Source organism: Sphingomonas molluscorum, assembly GCF_039522995.1.
Lineage (GTDB): Bacteria > Pseudomonadota > Alphaproteobacteria > Sphingomonadales > Sphingomonadaceae > Sphingomonas > Sphingomonas molluscorum.
Map to the genome: position 1 here is coordinate 304,867 of NZ_BAAAEL010000002.1, position 19,120 is coordinate 323,986.

At 70.2% G+C, this 19,120-nt stretch carries 20 protein-coding genes; 12 read left to right on the forward strand and 8 right to left on the reverse strand.

Annotation, left to right across the window (positions count from 1 at the left end; translation table 11 throughout):
• Window position 1: 1 nt before the first annotated feature.
• Window positions 2–913, reverse strand: coding sequence for a LysR substrate-binding domain-containing protein (locus ABDZ92_RS06005; RefSeq protein ID WP_343761991.1), 912 nt, complete (start codon window positions 911–913; stop codon window positions 2–4).
• A gap of 78 nt (window positions 914–991) precedes the next feature.
• Here ABDZ92_RS06005 and ABDZ92_RS06010 point away from each other — a divergent pair, with 78 nt between their 5' ends.
• The 7 genes from ABDZ92_RS06010 (at window position 992) to ABDZ92_RS06040 (ending at window position 9,688) form a co-directional block, all read left to right on the forward strand.
• Complete coding sequence (locus ABDZ92_RS06010; protein WP_125961627.1) at window positions 992–2,008, forward strand: 2-oxoadipate dioxygenase/decarboxylase family protein; 1,017 nt, start codon at window positions 992–994, stop codon at window positions 2,006–2,008.
• Window positions 2,005–3,429: an FAD-binding oxidoreductase gene (locus ABDZ92_RS06015; RefSeq protein ID WP_125961626.1), complete on the forward strand. Its 1,425-nt coding sequence runs from the start codon at window positions 2,005–2,007 to the stop codon at window positions 3,427–3,429. Before ABDZ92_RS06010 ends, ABDZ92_RS06015 begins: the two co-directional genes overlap by 4 nt.
• The gene (locus ABDZ92_RS06020; RefSeq protein WP_125961625.1) at window positions 3,426–4,622 is read left to right on the forward strand and encodes an aspartate aminotransferase family protein; all 1,197 of its coding nucleotides are present in this window, start codon (window positions 3,426–3,428) and stop codon (window positions 4,620–4,622) included. The genes ABDZ92_RS06015 and ABDZ92_RS06020 overlap by 4 nt, the downstream gene beginning before the upstream one ends.
• Entirely contained in the window at window positions 4,622–5,626 is a 1,005-nt protein-coding gene (locus ABDZ92_RS06025; protein ID WP_125961624.1) for an arginine N-succinyltransferase, read from the forward strand. The genes ABDZ92_RS06020 and ABDZ92_RS06025 overlap by 1 nt, the downstream gene beginning before the upstream one ends.
• Complete coding sequence (astD, locus tag ABDZ92_RS06030) at window positions 5,626–7,026, forward strand: succinylglutamate-semialdehyde dehydrogenase (RefSeq protein ID WP_125961623.1); 1,401 nt, start codon at window positions 5,626–5,628, stop codon at window positions 7,024–7,026. Before ABDZ92_RS06025 ends, astD begins: the two co-directional genes overlap by 1 nt.
• 340 nt (window positions 7,027–7,366) lie before the next feature.
• Window positions 7,367–8,269: an alpha/beta hydrolase gene (locus ABDZ92_RS06035; protein ID WP_241211938.1), complete on the forward strand. Its 903-nt coding sequence runs from the start codon at window positions 7,367–7,369 to the stop codon at window positions 8,267–8,269.
• Between the two features lie 111 nt (window positions 8,270–8,380).
• Window positions 8,381–9,688 (forward strand): Nramp family divalent metal transporter, encoded by a 1,308-nt coding sequence (locus ABDZ92_RS06040; RefSeq protein ID WP_241211934.1) that lies wholly within the window; start codon window positions 8,381–8,383, stop codon window positions 9,686–9,688.
• Between the two features lie 7 nt (window positions 9,689–9,695).
• Here the strand turns inward: ABDZ92_RS06040 and ABDZ92_RS06045 are convergent, their stop codons facing one another.
• Together ABDZ92_RS06045 and ABDZ92_RS06050 are read right to left on the reverse strand one after the other, a co-directional pair.
• Window positions 9,696–10,319, reverse strand: coding sequence for a DJ-1/PfpI family protein (locus tag ABDZ92_RS06045; RefSeq protein WP_125961621.1), 624 nt, complete (start codon window positions 10,317–10,319; stop codon window positions 9,696–9,698).
• 72 nt (window positions 10,320–10,391) lie between these two features.
• Window positions 10,392–11,243 carry an aspartyl protease family protein gene (locus tag ABDZ92_RS06050; protein WP_164521316.1) on the reverse strand — a complete coding sequence of 284 codons (852 nt, stop codon included), beginning with the start codon at window positions 11,241–11,243 and terminating at the stop codon, window positions 10,392–10,394.
• Between the two features lie 242 nt (window positions 11,244–11,485).
• On the opposite strand from ABDZ92_RS06050, the gene ABDZ92_RS06055 reads away from it, so the two are divergent.
• The 4 genes from ABDZ92_RS06055 to hslU all read left to right on the forward strand — a co-directional run bounded on the left by ABDZ92_RS06055 (window position 11,486) and on the right by hslU (window position 14,748).
• Window positions 11,486–12,025 carry a glycoside hydrolase family 108 protein gene (locus tag ABDZ92_RS06055; protein ID WP_125961619.1) on the forward strand — a complete coding sequence of 180 codons (540 nt, stop codon included), beginning with the start codon at window positions 11,486–11,488 and terminating at the stop codon, window positions 12,023–12,025.
• 50 nt (window positions 12,026–12,075) lie between these two features.
• The gene (locus ABDZ92_RS06060; RefSeq protein WP_125961618.1) at window positions 12,076–12,489 is read left to right on the forward strand and encodes a holin family protein; all 414 of its coding nucleotides are present in this window, start codon (window positions 12,076–12,078) and stop codon (window positions 12,487–12,489) included.
• Window positions 12,490–12,750: 261 nt separating this feature from the next.
• The gene (hslV, locus tag ABDZ92_RS06065) at window positions 12,751–13,299 is read left to right on the forward strand and encodes an ATP-dependent protease subunit HslV (protein ID WP_125961617.1); all 549 of its coding nucleotides are present in this window, start codon (window positions 12,751–12,753) and stop codon (window positions 13,297–13,299) included.
• Between the two features lie 153 nt (window positions 13,300–13,452).
• Complete coding sequence (gene hslU, locus ABDZ92_RS06070) at window positions 13,453–14,748, forward strand: ATP-dependent protease ATPase subunit HslU (protein ID WP_125961616.1); 1,296 nt, start codon at window positions 13,453–13,455, stop codon at window positions 14,746–14,748.
• Window positions 14,749–14,784: 36 nt separating this feature from the next.
• On the opposite strand, the gene ABDZ92_RS06075 is transcribed toward hslU, so the two are convergent.
• From ABDZ92_RS06075 to ABDZ92_RS06085, 3 genes are read right to left on the reverse strand one after another with little or no spacing between them, the layout of a single operon-like run.
• Complete coding sequence (locus ABDZ92_RS06075) at window positions 14,785–15,189, reverse strand: hypothetical protein (RefSeq protein ID WP_125961615.1); 405 nt, start codon at window positions 15,187–15,189, stop codon at window positions 14,785–14,787.
• A 40-nt stretch (window positions 15,190–15,229) separates the two neighbouring features.
• Window positions 15,230–15,973, reverse strand: coding sequence for a hydroxyacylglutathione hydrolase (gene gloB, locus ABDZ92_RS06080; RefSeq protein WP_125961614.1), 744 nt, complete (start codon window positions 15,971–15,973; stop codon window positions 15,230–15,232).
• Entirely contained in the window at window positions 15,973–16,410 is a 438-nt protein-coding gene (locus ABDZ92_RS06085; protein ID WP_125961613.1) for a VOC family protein, read from the reverse strand. Before ABDZ92_RS06085 ends, gloB begins: the two co-directional genes overlap by 1 nt.
• An 86-nt stretch (window positions 16,411–16,496) precedes the next feature.
• Between ABDZ92_RS06085 and ABDZ92_RS06090 the strand changes: the two genes are divergently transcribed.
• Window positions 16,497–17,216: an SIMPL domain-containing protein gene (locus ABDZ92_RS06090; RefSeq protein ID WP_125961612.1), complete on the forward strand. Its 720-nt coding sequence runs from the start codon at window positions 16,497–16,499 to the stop codon at window positions 17,214–17,216.
• Here the strand turns inward: ABDZ92_RS06090 and ABDZ92_RS06095 are convergent.
• Both ABDZ92_RS06095 and ABDZ92_RS06100 read right to left on the reverse strand, forming a co-directional pair.
• A complete protein-coding gene (locus ABDZ92_RS06095) occupies window positions 17,204–17,968 on the reverse strand; it encodes a tetratricopeptide repeat protein (protein WP_125961611.1) in 765 nt (254 codons plus the stop codon). The genes ABDZ92_RS06090 and ABDZ92_RS06095 overlap by 13 nt on opposite strands.
• The gene (locus ABDZ92_RS06100; protein ID WP_125961610.1) at window positions 17,968–18,696 is read right to left on the reverse strand and encodes an alpha/beta fold hydrolase; all 729 of its coding nucleotides are present in this window, start codon (window positions 18,694–18,696) and stop codon (window positions 17,968–17,970) included. Before ABDZ92_RS06100 ends, ABDZ92_RS06095 begins: the two co-directional genes overlap by 1 nt.
• Window positions 18,697–19,120 lie beyond the last annotated feature (424 nt).

Genomic DNA, 19,120 nt, shown 5'->3' on the forward strand with positions numbered 1-19,120 from the left:
TTCACGCCGCGTCCGCCCCCCGCGCCTCCTCCACGATCCAGTCGCAGAACCGCTCCAGCGCCGGGTTCTCCACCCCGTCCGGCCGCACCAGATAATAGGCGTCGTCGCTGGTGAGCGGGATCGACAGCGGGCACACCAGGCTGCCGCTTTCCAGTTCCGGCCCGATCAGGAAGCTCGGCACCAGCGCCGCCCCCGCCCCCGCCGCCGCCGCCTGCGCCAGCATCAGGAAATGCTCGAAGCTCGGCCCCGATGGCACCGGCGGCGCCTCCACCCCCGCCACCCGCAGCCACTGGTCCCACGCCCCCCGGCGTGACGTCTGGAACAGCAGCGGCTTGCCCAGGAAGTCCGCCGCCTCGCGGATCGGGTTCTTCTCCAGCCATGCGGGCGCGCACACCGGGATCGCCGCCTCGCGGAACAGCAGCTCGTGCGCCATCCCCGGCCACTCCGGCCGCCCGAAGTCGATCGCGGCGTCGAACCGCTCCTCCACCATCTCCAGCGGATAGGTCCGCGCCGCCAGGTTCACCACCAGCTCCGGATGGCGCGCGGTCAGCCGCGGCAGCCGCGGTGCCAGCCAGCGCATGCCGAAGCTCGGCAGCGTGGCGATGTCGAGCGTGTTGGTCGGCCGCCCGCCCGCAACCCGCGCCGTCGCTCGCCGGATGCGCTCCAGCGCCGGCGCGATCTCCGCGGCATAGGCGCGGCCTTGCGCGTTCAGCGTCACCCGTCGCCCCGCCCGGTCGAACAGCGGCGCCTGCACCCAGTCCTCCAGCAGCGCCACCTGCCGGCTGACCGCGCTCTGGGTCAGCCCCACCGCCTCCCCTGCGCGCGAGAAGCCCCCCAGCCGCGCCGCCGCCGCGAAGCTATTCAGCGCGGCCATCGGTGGCAGCAAGCGGCGCCCTTCATTCCCATCGCTCATCAGCAAATGACTCCTTTGCGTTTGCGCTAGCACGGCTCCGGCGTAGAGGTGAACGCTTGGCTGGAGCGAGGAACGTTCATGCGCATTGAGAATGATAGCGTGCTGGCGCGGCTGGTCCGCAACGTGCTGGGCGATCGTACCGAGGCGGCGTTCGACGCCCTCGTAATCCCCGCCGAACTGGCCGAGGTCACCGGCGATCGCGTGCCGCGCGCCGTCTTCGCCATGGCGCTCGCGACATTGCTGTTCGACGACCTGCTCGCCCGCGTGCCGAGCGGCGCCCGCTATGTCGCCGACCGGCGCGCCGGCGGGCACATCCTGTTCGACCATGGTGCGCTGCGCACCATCCGCTTCCCGCAAGGCCCGACCGGCGCGCTTCCCGCCGGCCAGGACGCCTTCGCCCGCATCCTCGAGCCGCTCGGCTATGCGGTCGCCAGCCTCTATCCGCTGCCCGCGCTCAAGATGACCGGCCACGCCTTTTGCCACCGGGACCTGCCCGAGGCGATCCCGCAGTACTTCGTAAGCGAGTTGCACGTCGAGCGCTTCGACGAAGCCTTTGCCGAGGCGGCCGCCCGCGTGTTCGGCACCTCCATCGATCCGCTCACCCCTGCCGATGTCGCCGTGCTCGACGGCTTCGCCCGCGATGGCGCGGTCGCCTATGGCGATGCCGAGCCCGCACTCCCGCGCATCGCCGCTGCCTTCGATCGCCAGCACGGGGACGTCGCCGTCGCGGACTATGAAGCGCTGCTCGCCCAGTCCGGCGAGGCCGCGTGGATCGCGACCGAGGGCAATGCCTTCAACCACGCGACCGACCGCGTCGCCGATGTCGAGGCGCTGTCCGATACTCTCCGCGACGGCGGCTGGCCGATCAAGGAGCGCGTCGAGATCTCGGCGAGCGGCCGCGTCCGCCAGACCGCCTTCCGCGCCGATCCCGTCGAGCGCCTGTTCGTCGACGCCGATGGCCAGCAGGTCCGCCGCACCGTGCCGGGCTCCTTCTACGAGTTCATCACCCGTCACGCGAAGGACGACGGCAGCCTCGACCTCGCCTTCGACAGCGCCAACGCGACCGGCATCTTCGCCATGACCCGGGCCGCATGAACGACGCGCTCACCCGGGCACTTCGCGACGCGGTCGGCCCCGCCCACCTGCTGACCGACCCGGGCGACCTCGCCGGCTATGCGAGCGACGGCCGCGGCGTCACCGGCCGGCCGCTCGGCGTGGTGCGTCCGGCCTCTGCGCAGGAGGTCGCGGCCGTGCTGCGCGCCGCCCATGCCGCCGGCGTGCGCGTGGTGCCGCAGGGCGCCCGCACGGGTCTGGTCGCGGCCGGCATCCCGGGGGCGGACGCGGACCTGCTCGTCCTCAACCTCGATCGGCTCGCCCGCGCCCCCGCGATCGATCCCGTCAACCGCACCGCCGAGGTGGACGCCGGCGTGCGCCTCTCCGCGCTCAACGCCGCCGCCCTGCCGCATGGCCTGAGCTTCCCGATCGATCTCGGCGCGGACCCGTCGATCGGCGGCATGATCGGCGCCAACACCGGCGGCGCGCGGCTGCTGCGCTACGGCGACGTCCGCCGCAACCTGCTCGCGCTCGAGGTAGTGACGTCGGAAGCCGAGCCCCGCGTACTCCAGCTCGGCGCGCCCTTGTGGAAGAACAACACCGGCATCGACCTGAAGCAGCTGCTCGTCGGCAGCTCGGGCGCGCTCGGCGTCGTCACCCGCGCCACGCTCGCGCTCTCGCCACTCGCCCCTACCCGCGTCACCGCCATGCTCGCGCTCGATCGCGACGAGACCGCCGTCCACCTCCTGCTCGCACTCGAAGCCAGCTTCGGCACGCTGCTCACCGCGTTCGAAGGCATTTCCGCCCCCGCGCTCGACGCTGCCCTCACCCATGTCCCGCGCCTGCGCGATCCGTTCGCCGGGCAGCGCCCCGCCTATGCCGTGCTGGTCGAGCTCTCCGCCGGTGCCGCCTTCGACGTCGAGTGGCTGGAGGAGCGCCTCGGCGACACCCTTGCCCCCTGGATGGAGCGCGGTGCCGTCCTCGACGCGATGCTCGATCGCCGCGACGATCTCTGGGCGATCCGCCATGCCGTGCCGGAGGGGCTGCGCGCCTCGGGCAAGGTCGTCGCCTGCGACATCGCGCTCCGGCGCGGCGACGTCATGCGCTTCCGCCGTGACGTGGCCGCACGGGTGGAAGCGATCGCGCCCCAGCTGCGCCTCCACGACTTCGGCCATGTCGGCGACGGCGGGCTGCACTTCAACCTGGTGTGGCCGCCCGAAGCCGGCCCGTTCGACCCTGCCGTGGCGGAGGCCGCCCGCGCCACCGTCTTCCGCGCGGTGGTCGGGGAATATGGCGGCAGCTTCAGCGCCGAACACGGCATCGGGCCCTCCAACGCCGTCTGGTACACCGAACTGGTGCCCGAACCGGTGCGCAGTCTTTCCGGCGCCGTCCAGCGCCTCCTCGCCCCCGTGCCCGTCGGCCGGGTGGACTTCCAAGATCCCGTTCAAGGAGACAGGGCATGACCGACCACCTCATGGGCGTCTATAATCGCGCACCGCTCAGCGTCGCGCGCGGCCAGGGCGCCTGGCTGTGGGATACCGAGGGTCGCCAGTATCTCGACTGCGTCGCCGGCATCGCCACCAACGCGCTCGGCCATTGCCATCCCAAGCTCGTCGCCGCGCTCACCGAGCAGGCGAACACGCTCTGGCACGTCTCCAACATCTTTCGCGTGCCCGGCCAGGAAGCGCTCGCCGAGCGGCTGACCGCCGCCACCTTTGCCGACGTGGTGTTCTTCGCCAGCACCGGCACCGAAAGCGTCGAATGCGCGCTCAAGACCGCGCGCCGCTATCACTATGCCAAGGGCGCGCCGGAGCGGATCGACGTCATCGGCTTTGCCGGCTCCTTCCACGGCCGCACCTATGGCGCCATCAACGCCGCCGGAAACCCGTCCTACACCGAAGGCTTCGGCCCGCGCCTGCCGGGATATGTCCAGCTCACTCTCGACGACGCGGCGGGCCTGGCCGAAGCGATCGCCCGCCCCACCACCGCCGCCGTGATCGTGGAGCCCGTGCAGGGCGAAGGCGGCGCCCGCGCGCTCACCGGCGAATGGCTGACCGAGCTGCGCCGCCAGTGCACCGCCCGCGGCGTGCTGCTCATCTATGACGAGGTGCAGAGCGGCATGGGCCGCACCGGCCGCCTGTTCGCGCACCAGTGGTTCGAGGGCGCCGAGCCCGACATCATGTGCGTCGCCAAGGCGCTGGGCGGCGGCTATCCCGTCGCTGCCTGCCTCGCCACCGCAGACGCCGCCAGCGGCATGGTCGCCGGGGTCCACGGCACCACCTTCGGCGGCAGCCCGCTCGCCATGGCCGTGGCGCTCGCCGCATTCGACGAGATTTCCAATCCCGACACCCTCGCCCACGCCCGCGACGTGGCGGAGGACCTGCGCCGCCAGCTGATCGAGCTCGCCGCCCGCTACCCGGACGTGATCCAGGACGTGCGCGGCAAGGGCCTGCTGATCGGCCTGCGCATGATCCCCAACAACCGCGAGTTCATGGGGATTGCGCGCGACCACGGCCTGCTGGTCGCCGGCGGCGGCGAGAATTGCGTGCGCCTGCTGCCGCCGCTCACTCTCAGCCATGAAGAGGCGGCGGAGGCGGTGACCCGGCTCGCGCTCGCCTGCGAGACCGTCCGTGCACAGGTGGCACAGGCGGCCTGATGCTGGTGGTACGACCCGCCGGACCGGCGGATTTGATTGCGTTGAAGGAGCTCGCGGTCCTGTCCGGCCGCGGCTTCACCAGCCTGCCCGAGAATGACGACGTGCTCGCCGAACGACTGGCGCTGGCGGAAGAGAGCTTCGCCGGCACCGTCGCCCCGGCCGAGGCCTGGTACACGCTGATGCTGGAGGAAAGCGACACGGGCGAGGTGCTCGGCGTCGCCGGCGTGCGTGCGGCGGTGGGGCTCACCCGCCCGCACTTCTCCTTCCGCATCGTGACCCTCGCGCAATATTCGCCCGCGGCCCGCACCCGCTTCGATCACCAGGCGCTGGTGCTGGTCAACGAATGCGGCGGCTGGACCGAGGTCGGCTCGCTGTTCGTCCACCCGCGGCTGCGCGGCGACGGCGCCGGCAGCCTGCTTGCGCGCGCCCGCTACATGCTGATCGGCGCAGAGCCGATCCGCTTCTCGCACACGGTGATGGCGGAGCTGCGCGGCTGGTTCGACGCCGACGACACCTCGCCCTTCTGGGAGGGGGTCTCGAGCAAATTCTACCGCCTGCCCTTCGAACAGGCAGACCATATGGTCACCGCCACCGACGGCCAGTTCATCCTGGACCTGGCGCCTCGCCACCCCATCTATGTCGAGTTGATCGACCGCGCCGCCTCCGACGCCATCGGCCGCGTCCACCGCGACGGCGAAGCGGCGCTGGCGCTGCTGGAGCGCGAAGGCTTCGAGCGGTCCGGCCTGGTCGACATCTTCGACGGCGGCCCGACCGTCACCTGCGCACGCGACACGCTGGCGACGGTGCGCAGCGGCCGGACCTGCCGCGTGAAGTTGGGCGACGTCGGCAGCGCACCCGCAGCGCTGCTCTCGACCGCCACGATTGCCGATTTCCGCGCCACCCGCGCGGCCGCTCGCGTCGATGGCGACACGCTGGCGATCGCCCCTGCCACTGCCGACGCGCTCCGCCTGCGCGAAGGCGACCTGATCCGGATGAGTGCCTGATGACCCTGTTCCGCTCGATCGACCCCGCCTCCGGCGCCACCGTCTGGGAAGGCGCCGCCGCCACGCCCGCGGAATGCGAGGCCGCCGTCGCCCGCGCCCGCGCCGCGCTCCCCGCTTGGCGCAACGCGGCCCTCGAAGACCGCATCGCCGTCGTCCGCCGCTACGCCGAGGTGCTGGAGGCGGGACGCGAGGCGTTCGCCGCCCTCCTCTCCCGCGAGACCGGCAAGCTGCTGTGGGAAACCCGCGCGGAGGTCGGCTCGATGATCGGCAAGGTCGCCGTCTCCATCGCCGCCCAGGCGGAGCGAGCGGGTGAACGCGCGAGCGAAACCGCCTTCGGCCGCGCCGTGCTGCGCCACCGCGCCCATGGCGTCATGGCGGTGCTCGGGCCGTACAACTTCCCCGGCCACCTTCCCAACGGCCACATCGTCCCCGCGCTGCTCGCCAGCAACACGATCGTGTTCAAGCCGTCGGAGGTCACCCCCGCGGTCGGCGCGCACATGGTCGCGCTGTGGGAGAAGGCCGGGCTACCAGCCGGCGTCCTCACCTGCGTCCAGGGCGCGCGCGAGACCGGCGAGGCACTGGTCGCCTGTGACATCGACGGGCTCTTGTTCACCGGCTCGGCCGGGGCCGGCGCCGCGCTCAAGCGCGCGACCATCGACCGCCCGCACCTCATCCTCGCGCTCGAACTCGGCGGCAACAACCCGCTGATCGTCTGGGACTCGCCCGAGGAAGCCGCCTCGATCATCATCCACTCCGCCTTTGTCACCACTGGCCAGCGCTGCTCCTGCGCCCGCCGACTGATCGTGCCGCAGGGCGCGATGGGCGACGCCATCGTCGACGCGCTCGACGCGCTCACCGCCCGCATCCGCATCGCCGCCTGGGACGAGGAAGGCGACGCTTTCATGGGCCCGCTGGTCTCCGCCGCCGCCGCCGCGGGCGCGCACGCCGCGGTCGATCGCCTCGTCGCCACCGGCGCGCGCACGATCCGCCCGTTCGAACGCGTGGCGGGGCGCAGCGAATCCTTCGTCACCCCCTCGATCCTCGACGTGACCGGCGTCGCCGTGCCCGACAGCGAGGTCTTCGCCCCCGTCCTCCAGGTCACCCGCGTCGCTGATTTCCAGGCGGCGATCGCAACCGCCAACGCCACCGCCTTCGGCCTCTCCGCCGGCCTCGTCAGCAGCGACCCCGGCCAGTGGCAGGCGTTCCTCGACGCTTCGCGCGCGGGCATCGTCAACCGCAACCGGCCCACCACCGGCGCTGCCGCCAACATGCCGTTCGGCGGCCTCGGCGCCTCGGGCAACCACCGCCCCAGCGCCTATTACGCCGCCGACTATTGCGCCTACCCGATCGGCAGCTTCGAAGCGGACACCGTCCAGCCGCTCCCCGTCCCCGGCGCCTGACTCCCCAGCCTCACGGGCGGTTCGACAAAAGGAACCGCCCGCGACTTGGCATCCCTCGCCTTGCCTGTACGATGCCCGCGACAAGTTCAGGAGCGAATCCGGGCGCGTACAGGCAAGTTCGTGGAAGTTGAGAACCGATCCCAACATCCACAATAAACAACTTAGTTTCGCATCAGAGTTCCGGCAGCGCCGCTGTTCTTCTCCGGATGCAACGCTGACCTGTCCTGCCCGGACGAAAGCTTGATCGCACGTCCAAAACAGGGAGAGGGATGCCATGACGACAACAAGGAACACCCGTTGGGCACGCGCCATCGGCCGCACGTACCTGCGACCGGCCGTGATGGCGCTCGCCGCCGCCTGCCTGCTCGCGGCGCCGGCCCAGGCGCAGGAGGACCGGATGACCCCGATCCCCATCCCGGCCCAGCCCGACGCCATCCCGCTCAAGACCGGCCCACTGCCCGGCGACAAGGCCAAGGAATCCTGGCACAGCCAGTACAACAGCGTCTTCGCCCGCAACGTGACGGAGGCGACGCTCACCCCCTTCCTGCCCGATCCGGCAAAGGCGACCGGTGCTGCCGTGATCGTGACCCCGGGCGGGGGCTTCCGCACCCTGTCGATGGAGAACGAGGGCTGGGACGTCGCCCGCGCGCTCGCCGCCCAGGGTGTCGCCGCCTTCGTCCTGAAGTATCGCCTGAACCAAACGCCGGCGGACATGCCCGCCTTCGAACGCTCGATGGCGGAGATGTTCTCGGCCACCGCCGCGCGCCCGCCGCGGCCGAACCCGGCGGACGCGATGGCCGCCCTCGCCCCGCAGATCGCCGATGCCCGCGCCGCCTTCGCGATGATCCGCCAGCGTGCGCCCGAATGGCGCATCGACCGCGACCGCGTCGGCATGGTCGGCTTTTCCGCCGGTGCGATGCTCACGCTCGCCACCACGCTTTCGGCGCAGGACACCAAGCCCGCGTTCATCGGCCTCATCTACGGCCCGCTGTCGGAAGTGAGCGTCCCCGCCGACGCACCGCCGATGTTCGTGGCGCTCGCCGCCGACGATCCCTTCTTCGCCAACAGCGGCTTCGGCCTGATCGAAAGCTGGAGGGCCGCCAAGCGCCCCGTCGAGTTCCACCTCTATGAACAGGGGGGCCACGGCTTCGGCATGTATCAGAAGAGCACCACCAGCACCGGCTGGTTCTCCGCCTTCTCCAGCTGGCTCGGCATGCACGGCATGCTCAAGCCGCGCGGCTGATGCCCCGCCGGGATCGGAGCGCCCCTCCGGTCCCGGCGCCTTTCTAGCCTCCTGCAGTGAACCGCGCCCGCGCTGAACGGTTGACGCTCGCCAGCCACTGACGAGCCGAACGTGATCGACCCCATCCGCGAGCCGCTCGAGGCCGATACCCAGGTCCACGCCCCCCCGCCGCCCGCCGGCATGATGAAGCTGGTCGGCGCCGGTGTGGTGACGGGCGCCGCGGACGACGATCCCTCCGCCATCGGCACCTATGCCAGTGCCGGCGCGCGCTTCGGCCTGGGCTTCCTCTGGATCGCCCCGGTCCTGCTGCCGATGATGTACGTCGTCACCTATCTGTCGGCAAAGATCGGCCAGGTGTACGGCAAGGGGCTGTTCGCCTGCATCCGCGACCAGTTCCCCCGCTGGGTGCTCTACCCGATGGTGACGCTCGCCTTCCTGGGCAACATCATCGAGGCGGCAGCGGACCTGGGCGGCATCGGCGCCGCGCTCAACCTGCTCGTGCCCATCCCCGTGCCGCTGATCGTGCTGGGCGCGGCCGTCATCATCTTCGCCGTCCAGTATTTCGGCTCCTATACGCTCATCCGCCGGGTGTTCCGCTGGCTGGCACTGATCCTCTTCGCCTATGTCGCCGCCGCGATCCTGGCGCGGCCCGATCCGCTGGAGATCCTGCGCGCGACCTTCCTGCCCAGCATCACGTTCAGCGCCGAATTCCTCGCGCTGGTGGTCGCCTGCATCGGCACCTCGCTCTCCGCCTATGTCTACACCTGGCAGTCGAACCAGGAGGTGGAGGAGCAGATCGCGATCGGCCGACGCCGCCTGTGGCAGCGCAAGGGCGCGACCCGGCGCGAGATGAAGCGGACCAGCCGCGACGTGCTGATCGGCATGATCTTCTCCAACCTGATCCTCTACTTCATCATCATGTCGACCGGCCTTACCCTCCATCCCGCCGGCCAGACCGAGATCGACAGCGCCGCCCAGGCCGCCGCCGCGCTGGAGCCGCTCGCGGGCGAGGGCGCGAAATATCTCTTCGCCGCCGGCGTCGTCGGCGTCGGCTTCCTGGCGGTGCCGATCATGACGACGGGCGCCGCCTATGACGTGGTGCAGGGCATCGGGCGCGAGGGCAGCCTCCACGACGCGCCCAGCCACAACAAGCTCTTCTACGCGATCATCGGCATCGTCACGGCCCTTGCCGTGGCGATGAACTTCCTCGGCCTCAATCCGATGAAGATGCTGGTCTGGTCGGGCATCGTCCAGGGCTTCTCCGTGCCCCCGCTCCTGCTGCTGATGATGCTGCTCACCAACAGCCGCAAGGTCTTGGGCGCGCGCACCAACGGCCGCTGGACCAACTTCCTCGGCTGGGCGACGACGCTCGTCACCTTCCTGTGCACGGTGACGCTGGAGGTGACCTGGTTCGCGTGAAGCCCGGTCAGGCCGCGACGGCCTCCGGCGCCGCGTCCACGAACGGCGCCACCACCGCCAGCGCGCGCTCCACATAAAGTGCCTTCTCGCCCACCGGCGCGACATAGTGGATCGCCGCCTCGGCATTGGCCCGCGACGCCCCGCGCGCGATCATCCAGGCGGCGAGATATTGCGAGGCGAGGCACCCGCCCGCCGTCGCGACGTTGCCGTGCGCGACGAACGGCGCGTCGATCACTCGCACCCCGGCCTCGATCACCCAGGGCTTGGTGGTGAGGTCGGTGCACGCCGGCAGGTCGCCGACAAGCCCCAGCTTGGCGAGCAGCAGCGTGCCCGAACATTGCGCGCCGATCAGCTGGCGGGCCGGGTCGAGCCGGATCCGGCCGAGCAGGTCGGCGTCGGCGGCGATCTCGCGCGTCCGGATGCCGCTGCCGATCAGCACCGCATCGGCTTCGGCCGCGAACGCCAGCGGCTTCTGGCGCTGGATGGTGACCCCGTTCATGGACGTGACCTGCTCGGTCGGGCAGGTGATGTGCGCTGCCCAGCCCTGCGCCTTCATCCGGTTCAGGATCGCGGCCGCGACGAACGAATCCAGTTCGTTGAACCCGTCGAACGTCAGAACCGCAATCTGCATGGCCGCCTCCCTGGCGATGGGTGGAAGCACGGCCTAGCGCATCTCGACCGGCGTGTCTTTCGCCGCCCGTCGCTACTGCGCCCCCTCGGGCGTCGCACCGGCCGGGAGCACCCAGTTGCGGTCCGCCGCCGCATCGATCACCAGCGTGACCTGGCGGATGATCGGCAAGCCGATGTTCGCCAGATTGCCCAGGAAGGACACGTCCGGGTTCTCCAGCGTCACCGGGCCGATCTTGATCGTCCCCCGCACCCGGCCGCCATAGACGGGGCCTTCGGTGTTGATCGACTTGAACCTGCCGACGATCTTCGCCGGCTCGAACAACGGCACCTTGTCCATCATCGACACCGGCAGGCTCAGCGCGGCGTTGTAGCCGGTGTCGAAATGCGCCGGCAACGTGCTGCCATCGGGCAGGACGATCGCCACCGTGGGGATGCCCTCCACATAGTCCGTCGGCGCTCCCGCCGAAGCCGGCGTATTGGTACGCGGCACCAGAAGCGCGCGATCGTTGGCGAGGTCCAGGTACAACAGGCTCCGGGTGAACATCTCGGACGAGAGGATCCCCATCGCGTCGTTGCGATCATAGGCGAATGCTGCCGCCTCGATCGCCCCCACCTTCAGCCCGCCGACCGTGGCATCCGGGATCGAGACCTCGGGCAGCAGCTCCGTCTTGCCCGTCGTCCCATCGAGCGCTTGGACCTGGCCGATCTTCTTCATCCGAAGGCGCTTGGCCAGATTCTGCTCGATTGTGGCGCCGTCCGAGCCCGTATCGAAGACCATTGGGATCAGGTCCCCATCGGCGACCCGCATCATGACGAGGACGCGGTCCGGCGACTGATAGAGGGTGATCTCGCCCGTTTCCGGCAATCCCGGCGTCGCGGCATCCTCACGGGCCCAGGCGCCGGCCGGGGCCATGAGCAAGGACATCGCGGACAGCAGGACCCGTCCCAACGCATTTGACGCTCGCAACATGGCATCCCCTCCGTGCGGCCCCACCGCTCCGATGCGGAACGTGTACCGGGCCGCCACCATTGACTACAGATGTAGTTGATTCGTCAAGCTCCCCTGCACTCTCCCTTTGAGGGCAAACCGCCGATCCAGATCGAGCCGACGAGCTTTCCTAATTCGAACCCATATGGTTCACCGTCCTGCTTGCACAGGAGGATGTGATGACCATCGAAACGTTGATCGACGAAGTGATCGCGCGCGAGGGCGGGTTCGTGGACCATTCGGCGGACCGCGGCGGGCCGACCCGCTGGGGGCTGACGGAGGCGGTGGCACGCCGCAACGGCTATGATGGGCCGATGCGCACGCTGCCGCGCAGTGTCGCCGCCGACCTCTACCGCCGCCTCTATTGGGAGCGCCCGCGCTTCGCCGACGTCGCCGCCCGCGCGCCCGACCTCGCCGCCGAGCTCTTCGACACCGGCATCAACATGGGGCCGAAGGTGGCGACGGGCTTCCTCCAGCGCGCGCTGAACGCGCTCAACCGCGGCGCTACCGACTATGCCGACCTGCGCGTGGACGGCGCGATCGGCCCGGCGACACTGGCCGCGCTCGACGCCTTCCTCGCCGGCCGCGGGACCCTCGGCGAAGCGGTGCTGGTGAAGGCCTGCGACGCGCTCCAGGGCGCCCGCTACCTCGACCTCGCCGAGCAGCGCCCGGCCAACGAGGCCTTTCTCTACGGCTGGCTCGCCAACCGGCTCGGCTGATCGCGCCCTTCGACTTCCACCGTCCGACACCTCGAACAAAGGACAGGCACATGAGCATCATCGACGGCGTGATCGGCCCGATCGCGGGGCTGCTCGACCGCATCATTCCCGACGCCAAGGCGCGCGACGCAGCCAAGCTCGAACTGCTGAAGCTGGAGAACCTGCGCGAGCTGGAGGCGACCCGCATCCAGCTCTCCGCCATCGTCGCGGAGGCGCAGTCCGACGATCCCTGGACCAGCCGCGCCCGGCCTAGCTTCCTCTACGTCATGTACGCGCTGCTGCTGTGGTCGATCCCGATGGGCATCCTCTCGGCCTTCCGCCCCGACCTCGCCGAAGCGGTCGCCCGCGGCATGACCGCGTACCTGCGCGGCATTCCGGAAGAACTCTACGCCCTCTTCGGCACCGGCTACCTGGGCTACACCGCCGCCCGCGCCTGGGGAAAAGCCAAGGGGGTGGAACGCTGACCCCGCCCACTCCCGTACCCCGGCGAAGGCCGGGATACGCGGGCAGCGCCTTCCCTTCTTCGTACCCCGGCGAAGGCCGGGGCCCAGGGTACCACGCGCCACCGCTGCGGCTCTTTCGCCTCTCCCGGCCATACCCGCGAGACCCGTTCTTGGCCTAACCTTAGCCTAACCTTCCGCACCGCAGCACGACCAAAGCGCCCCCGAAACGATCTCCACTCGGCCCCGATTGCAACCCCGCCACCCACCCCCCACATGCCGCCCATGAGCAACGACATGGTGTGGCACGGCACCACAATCCTCTCCGTGCGCAAGAACGGCCGCGTCGTCATCGCAGGCGATGGCCAGGTATCCCAGGGCCCGACGGTGATGAAGCCCAACGCCCGCAAGGTGCGCCCGCTGGGCGACGGCAGCGTGATCGCGGGCTTCGCCGGCGCGACCGCCGACGCCTTCACCCTGTTCGAACGGCTCGAGGCCAAGCTCGAGCGGCACCAGGGCCAGTTGCTGCGCGCGGCGGTCGAGCTCGCCAAGGACTGGCGCACGGACAAGTTCCTGCGCAACCTGGAGGCGATGCTGATCGTCGCCGACAAGGAGGTGACCCTGGTGGTGACGGGCAATGGCGACGTGCTGGAGCCGGAAGGCGGCATCGCCGCGATCGGCTCGGGCGGCAACTTCGCCCTCGCCGCCGCCCGCGCGCTCGACGAGTATGAGCAGGATGCCGAAACGGTCTGCCGCAAGGCGATGAAGATCGCCGGCGAGCTGTGCGTCTACACCAACGACCGGCTGACCGTCGAAAGCCTGCCGACGGCGTAACCCTTCTCCCCTCCCTGCAAGGGAGGGGCCGGGGGTGGGTGCGAGCCAAAGGCGAGCCCCGCCCTCACCGACACCGCACCGGCAGAGGCTTCGCGTCCTGCCCGGCGCACCAACCCACCCCCTCCCTTCAAGGAGGGGAAACGAAGCGAACCCATGAACGACAATCTCACCCCCAAGGCGATCGTCGCCGCGCTCGACGCGCACATCATCGGGCAAAAGGATGCCAAGCGCGCCGTCGCCGTCGCGATGCGCAACCGCTGGCGCCGCCAGCAGCTCGCACCCGAGCTGCGCGACGAGGTTTCCCCGAAGAACATCCTGATGATCGGCCCGACCGGCTGCGGCAAGACCGAGATCAGCCGCCGCCTGGCCAAGCTCGCCGACGCGCCCTTCGTGAAGGTCGAGGCGACCAAGTTCACCGAGGTCGGCTATGTCGGCCGCGACGTCGAGCAGATCGCCCGCGACCTCGTCGAGGAAGCGATCCGGCTGGAAAAGGAACGCCGCCGCCTCGCCGTCAAGGACAAGGCGGAGGAAGCCGCCATGGCGCGCCTGCTCGACGCCCTCACCGGCAAGGGCGCCAGCGAGGCGACCCGCGAGGCATTTCGCCAGCGCATGGCCGACGGCCATCTCAACGACAAGGAGATCGAGATCGAGCTGGAGGCGCAGCCCTCCATGCCGTTCGAGATCCCCGGCGGCGCGCCGCAGATGATCAACCTGTCCGAGATGATGGGCAAGGCGTTCGGCGGCGGCCAGATGAAGCGCCGCAAGTTGACCGTCCCCGCCGCCTGGGAAAAGCTGGTCGAGGAAGAGGCCGACAAGCGCCTCGACCAGGACGAGGTCAGCCGCACCGCGCTGGCGGACGCGGAAGCCAACGGCATCGTCTTCCTGGACGAGATCGACAAGATCGCGGTCTCGGACGTGCGCGGCGGCTCGGTCAGCCGCGAGGGCGTCCAGCGCGACCTCCTGCCGCTGATCGAGGGCACCACGGTCGCCACCAAGTACGGGCCGATGAAGACCGACCACATCCTCTTCATCGCCTCGGGCGCGTTCCATGTCGCCAAGCCCAGCGACCTGCTGCCCGAACTCCAGGGCCGCCTGCCGATCCGGGTGGAGCTGAAGGGCCTCACCGAAGACGACTTCGTGGCGATCCTGTCGGACACAACGGCATCGCTGCCGCAGCAGTACAAGGCGCTGATCGGCACCGAGGGCGTGACCGTCGACTTCACCCCCGACGCGATCCGCGCGATCGCCCGCATCGCCGCCGAAGTGAACGGCGAGGTCGAGAACATCGGCGCCCGCCGCCTGCAGACGGTGATGGAGAAGCTGCTGGAGGAAGTGAGCTTCGACGCAGAGGATCGCCGCGGCGAGACGCTGGTGGTCGACGCCGCCTATGTCGACAAGCAGCTCGCCGGCGTCGCCCGCAACACCGACCTCAGCCGCTACGTGCTGTAAGCGGGGCGCCGGTCCGCCTCCCCGGCGGACCGGCGCTCAGCGGTCCTTCTTATACTCGACGAACGGGCCGAAGCGGCAATAGGCGGACGGGATGCCGCCCCCGCCGCGCTGCACCAGCCGGAAGCGGTCGTTGCGGCAGATGCGCGAGCCATAGAGCTCCGCCACCACGACCTGGTCGCCGCGGAAGCCCGGGCAGTTGGGCGCCACCACGTTGCGGTACAGCGTGCCCCGGCTGGGGCGGTAGAGCAGCGAGTCGCCCACCAGCTGCGGCCCTCCCGCAAAGGTCGGGTCGATGCAGTCGAGCGTGCGTCCAGGCGTATAGCCTTCCAGCGCCTCGGCCAGTTCCCTGTCGCTCGCGGCCTGGCGCTTCGCCTCGTCCGCGGCGGTGGCGCAGCCTCCCAGCAGCGCGGTCGCTGCCAGCATCAACGTCCAACGGGTCATGCCCTGTCTCCTCTCCGCCCGGGCGCGAGTCTCCGGCGCGCTATCCGCGGAAGCTGTCCTTGGCCTGCCGGCGCTCGGCAAGCTCCTCGGGCGAGGACGCACGCAGGAAGGGATTGGTTGCACGCTCCAGGCCGATGGTGGTCGGCACCGTCGGCGCGCCCGCCGCACGCAACCGGTCGACCTCCACCATCCGACCCGCGACGGCGGCGTTGTCCGGTTCCGCTGCCAGCGCATAGCGGCCGTTGGACTGGGTATATTCGTGCCCGCAGAACACCTGCGTGGCGTCCGGCAGCGCCTCGAACCGGCGCATGGCGGCATACATCTGCGCCGCCGTCCCCTCGAACAACCGCCCGGCCCCCATCGCGAACAGCATGTCGCCGCTGAACAGCAGCGCATCCTCGGCAAAATGGAAAGCGATGTGCCCCGAGGTATGCGCCGGCACCTCCAGCACCGTCGCAACATGGTCGCCGATCCGCAGCGTGTCGCCTTCCTTCAGGCCATGGTCGAGCGTCGGGATCTTGGCCGCCTCCGCCGCCGGGGCGAACACCGGCACGCCGGTCGCGTCTTTCAGCCCGGCGTTCCCGCCCGTATGGTCGCCATGCCAGTGGGTGTTCCAGATCGCCGTGAGCGTCCACCCACGCTCGGCGAGCGCTTCCAGCACCGGCGGCGCCTCCGCCGGGTCGACCACCACCGTCTCGCCAGAGGCGGGATCGTGGAGCAGCCAGACATAATTGTCCGACAGCGCCGGCAGCCGGAGGACTTCGATCGGAGACGCCGCAGCCATCACCAGCGGCCCGTGTTCGGCATCGACGCCCAGGGCTCGGCCGGCGGCAGCGGATCGCCCGCCTGCAGCAGCTCGATCGAGATGTTGTCCGGGGTGCGGATGAAGGCCATGTTGCCGTCCCGCGGCGGGCGGTTGATCGTCACGCCGGAGTCCATCAGCCGCTGGCACGTCTCGTAGATGTTCTCCACCCGGTAAGCGAGGTGGCCGAAGTTGCGTCCCTCGCCATATTCCTCGGGATCCCAGTTGTAGGTCAGCTCCACCTCTGCCTCGGCGCGCTTGCCCGGGCCGTTGCTGTCCTCGTCGGCGGCGAGGAAGATCAGCGTGAAGCGGCCCTGCTCGTTCTCAATGCGGCGGGTTTCGGTGAGCCCCAGCACGTTGAAGAAGCGGATCGTCGCCTCCGGATCGGTCACGCGGATCATGGTGTGCAGATACTTCATTGGCAGGAGCTTCCCGTTCGTCATCAGCAGTTGTGCATCGTGCCGCCGGCACGATAGGCTTCGGCTATATGGGGGAGGAACCCGCAATGGAAACCGGCAGGACCAAAGACCGCGGCACGGCGCTGCTCGTCGCAGCGGCAATCCTGGCATTGGGCATGATCCTGGGCGGCTATCTGCTCGGCAACGGGCTGGTGCGCGCGCACCATGCCGACCGATCGGTGACGGTCCGCGGCCTCGCCGAGCGCAACGTCACCGCCGACCTGGCGGTGTGGACGCTCAACTATTCCAAGCAGGGCCTCGACCTCGCCGAGGTGCAGGCGGACATCGACCGCGACACCCAGAGCATCCGCCGCTTCTTCGCGAGCCTGGGCTTCCCCGCCGAGGCACTCGCCCCCGCGGGCGCCGGCGTCAGCCAATCCTACATGAACGGCGTGCAGACGGTGACGGTCAGCCAGCGGCTGCAACTGCGCACGACCGACATCGCCCGCGCCCGCCGCGCGGTCGCCCGCCAGTTCGATCTCGTGCGCCAGGGCGTCGTCCTCCAGGAAGGCTCGGGCATCAGCTACAGCTTCACCAAGCTCAACGACATCAAGCCGGCGATGGTGGCCGAGGCGACCCGCGACGCCCGCGCCGCTGCCGAGCAGTTCGCCAAGGACAGCGACACCGGCGTCGGCGGCATCAAGAGCGCGACCCAGGGCTATTTCTCGGTCGAGGCGCGCGACGGCGAGCAGGCAGGCTATGGCGTCGCCGACACGCCCTTCAAGAAGGTGCGCGTCGTCACCACGGTCGACTTCTACCTCGACTGAGCGCCGCCACCCAGGGCCGCCAGGGCATCGGCCGCCGCCTGGGCGGGGCCGGTGCCGGGCGCGACCCGCACCGCGGCTTCCCAGGCGCTGCGCGCGGCCGCTTCATTGCCCTCCACCGCGGCGATGTTGCCCGCCTCCAGCTGGACCGAAGCGTCGTCCGGCGAGAGCGCCAGCGCCCGGCCGATGTCCTTGCGCGCGCGCAGCAGGTCGCCGGTCCGGCGCGCGAGCGTCGCCGACAGCAGCCAGGCGAGCGGGTCGTCGCCGGCCAGCGCCAGCGCACGATCGAGATCGGCCCGCGCCTCCCCCTGCCGGCCGGCCGCGACCAGCGTGCGTGCGCGGTCGAGATGCGCCTCCCCCAGGTCCAGGCCGCTGAGCGTGCCGCCGATCAGCGCGGCGTCGAGCGCCGCCTGCGCCTTGGCCGGGTCGCCCGCCGCCAGCCAGGCATTGCCGGCCTGCGCCCAGAAGCTGCCCGAGCGCAGATCCTTGGCCACATCCGCCGCACGCGCCGCGCCCTCGAAGGCGGCCGCCGCCGCGTCCCAGCGCTGCTGCGTGGTATGGGCGATCCCCAGGCATTGCTGGGCGAGGAAGCCGCCGCCCGCCTGCTGCCACGCCGTGGCCCCACGCACGGCTGCGGCGGGATCGCGCCGCGCCTGGTCGATGCACTCGGCATAGCGATCGCCACGCCGGGGGGTCGGCGGGCCCGCGGCCGGAGCGGGTGCGGTCTGGGCGAGGAGCAGCAGCGGGAGGAGCATCAGGCGGGGGTCACATCTTCGATGGCGCGCAGGATCAGGGCGATGTCCTGCGGGCGGGACAGGCGGTGGTCGCCATCCTTGACGAGCAGCGTCTGCACGTCGGCTGAACGCAACAGGCTGGCGAGGTGCACGGTGCGCTCGAACGGCACGTCCTTGTCCTGCTGGCCCTGGATCAGCCGCACCGGCACGTCGACGGGCACGATGCCGTGCATCAGCCGGTTCGCCTCCCCCGAGCTCCAGAAGGCGCGGGTGGTGACGGTCGGCTGGTCCGAATAAGGCGAGGGCTTCTCCAGCCGCCCTTGCGTCAGCATCGTCATCTTCTCCTCAGGGGTGAAGCCCCAGTCGGTGAAGTCCGGCGCGGGCGCGATGCCGACCAGCCCGACGACGCGCTCCGGCCGGTCGCGCGCGGCGAGCAGCATGATCCACCCGCCCATCGACGATCCGACCAGCACCACCGGGCCTTCCACCGCATAGTCGATGATGGCGAGCGCATCGTCGCGCCACAGCGCCAGCGTCTGCTCCTCGAACGCGCCGGGACTCTGCCCGCAGCCGCCATAGTCGAAGCGGACGAACGCCCGCCCCTCCGTCTTCGCCCAGGCCTCGATCGCCAGCGCCTTGCTGCCGGTCATGTCGGACGCATAGCCCGGCAGGAACACGATCGTGGGCCCCTTCCCGGCCGTGTGGTGAAAGGCGAGCGGACGCTCACCGGCAGGAGCAGCTTCAGTCATGATGCACCGCGGAAGTTGAGGAAGTTGAGGCTCGAAATAGGATCGCCTCGGCCGTGTCCGGAAGCGCGCAACGCGGCGGCCGGGGAGCGGCGGAAGAGGCGAAGGAATGCCATCGCCACCCCATGCCACGGCGGGAGGGTTGTAGGACAGCCCTTGTGCATGGGGGAGTGCGAGCGGGAGACGCTGAGCGCGCGCAAGCGTGCGTGTTCGACCCGTCCCATTTGGACGGTCAGGCTCCGCCACCCGGATACAACCCTCCCGTACCGGCCTTCACCGGGATGACGAAGAAAACCGGACGGCAGCTGACGCCCGCTTGTTTCTCGCTGGCCTCCGCCAAAAGTAGCTGATGTTGACGCCGCTATAGAAGCGCGTCGGAGCGGCGGTAACACGAAACTGCCTTGCGGAGCGGCCGTTCCGCATCCCA

Bases quoted from the DNA above. Each gene is read 5' to 3' on its own strand.
- ABDZ92_RS06005 (WP_343761991.1), bottom strand. From the start codon at position 913: ATGAGCGATGGGAATGAAGGGCGCCGCTTGCTGCCACCGATGGCCGCG.
- ABDZ92_RS06010 (WP_125961627.1), top strand. From the start codon at position 992: ATGCGCATTGAGAATGATAGCGTGCTGGCGCGGCTGGTCCGCAACGTG.
- ABDZ92_RS06015 (WP_125961626.1), top strand. From the start codon at position 2,005: ATGAACGACGCGCTCACCCGGGCACTTCGCGACGCGGTCGGCCCCGCC.
- ABDZ92_RS06020 (WP_125961625.1), top strand. From the start codon at position 3,426: ATGACCGACCACCTCATGGGCGTCTATAATCGCGCACCGCTCAGCGTC.
- ABDZ92_RS06025 (WP_125961624.1), top strand. From the start codon at position 4,622: ATGCTGGTGGTACGACCCGCCGGACCGGCGGATTTGATTGCGTTGAAG.
- astD (WP_125961623.1), top strand. From the start codon at position 5,626: ATGACCCTGTTCCGCTCGATCGACCCCGCCTCCGGCGCCACCGTCTGG.
- ABDZ92_RS06035 (WP_241211938.1), top strand. From the start codon at position 7,367: ATGGCGCTCGCCGCCGCCTGCCTGCTCGCGGCGCCGGCCCAGGCGCAG.
- ABDZ92_RS06045 (WP_125961621.1), bottom strand. From the start codon at position 10,319: ATGCAGATTGCGGTTCTGACGTTCGACGGGTTCAACGAACTGGATTCG.
- ABDZ92_RS06050 (WP_164521316.1), bottom strand. From the start codon at position 11,243: ATGTCCTTGCTCATGGCCCCGGCCGGCGCCTGGGCCCGTGAGGATGCC.
- ABDZ92_RS06055 (WP_125961619.1), top strand. From the start codon at position 11,486: ATGACCATCGAAACGTTGATCGACGAAGTGATCGCGCGCGAGGGCGGG.
- ABDZ92_RS06060 (WP_125961618.1), top strand. From the start codon at position 12,076: ATGAGCATCATCGACGGCGTGATCGGCCCGATCGCGGGGCTGCTCGAC.
- hslV (WP_125961617.1), top strand. From the start codon at position 12,751: ATGAGCAACGACATGGTGTGGCACGGCACCACAATCCTCTCCGTGCGC.
- hslU (WP_125961616.1), top strand. From the start codon at position 13,453: ATGAACGACAATCTCACCCCCAAGGCGATCGTCGCCGCGCTCGACGCG.
- ABDZ92_RS06075 (WP_125961615.1), bottom strand. From the start codon at position 15,189: ATGACCCGTTGGACGTTGATGCTGGCAGCGACCGCGCTGCTGGGAGGC.
- gloB (WP_125961614.1), bottom strand. From the start codon at position 15,973: ATGGCTGCGGCGTCTCCGATCGAAGTCCTCCGGCTGCCGGCGCTGTCG.
- ABDZ92_RS06085 (WP_125961613.1), bottom strand. From the start codon at position 16,410: ATGAAGTATCTGCACACCATGATCCGCGTGACCGATCCGGAGGCGACG.
- ABDZ92_RS06090 (WP_125961612.1), top strand. From the start codon at position 16,497: ATGGAAACCGGCAGGACCAAAGACCGCGGCACGGCGCTGCTCGTCGCA.
- ABDZ92_RS06095 (WP_125961611.1), bottom strand. From the start codon at position 17,968: ATGCTCCTCCCGCTGCTGCTCCTCGCCCAGACCGCACCCGCTCCGGCC.
- ABDZ92_RS06100 (WP_125961610.1), bottom strand. From the start codon at position 18,696: ATGACTGAAGCTGCTCCTGCCGGTGAGCGTCCGCTCGCCTTTCACCAC.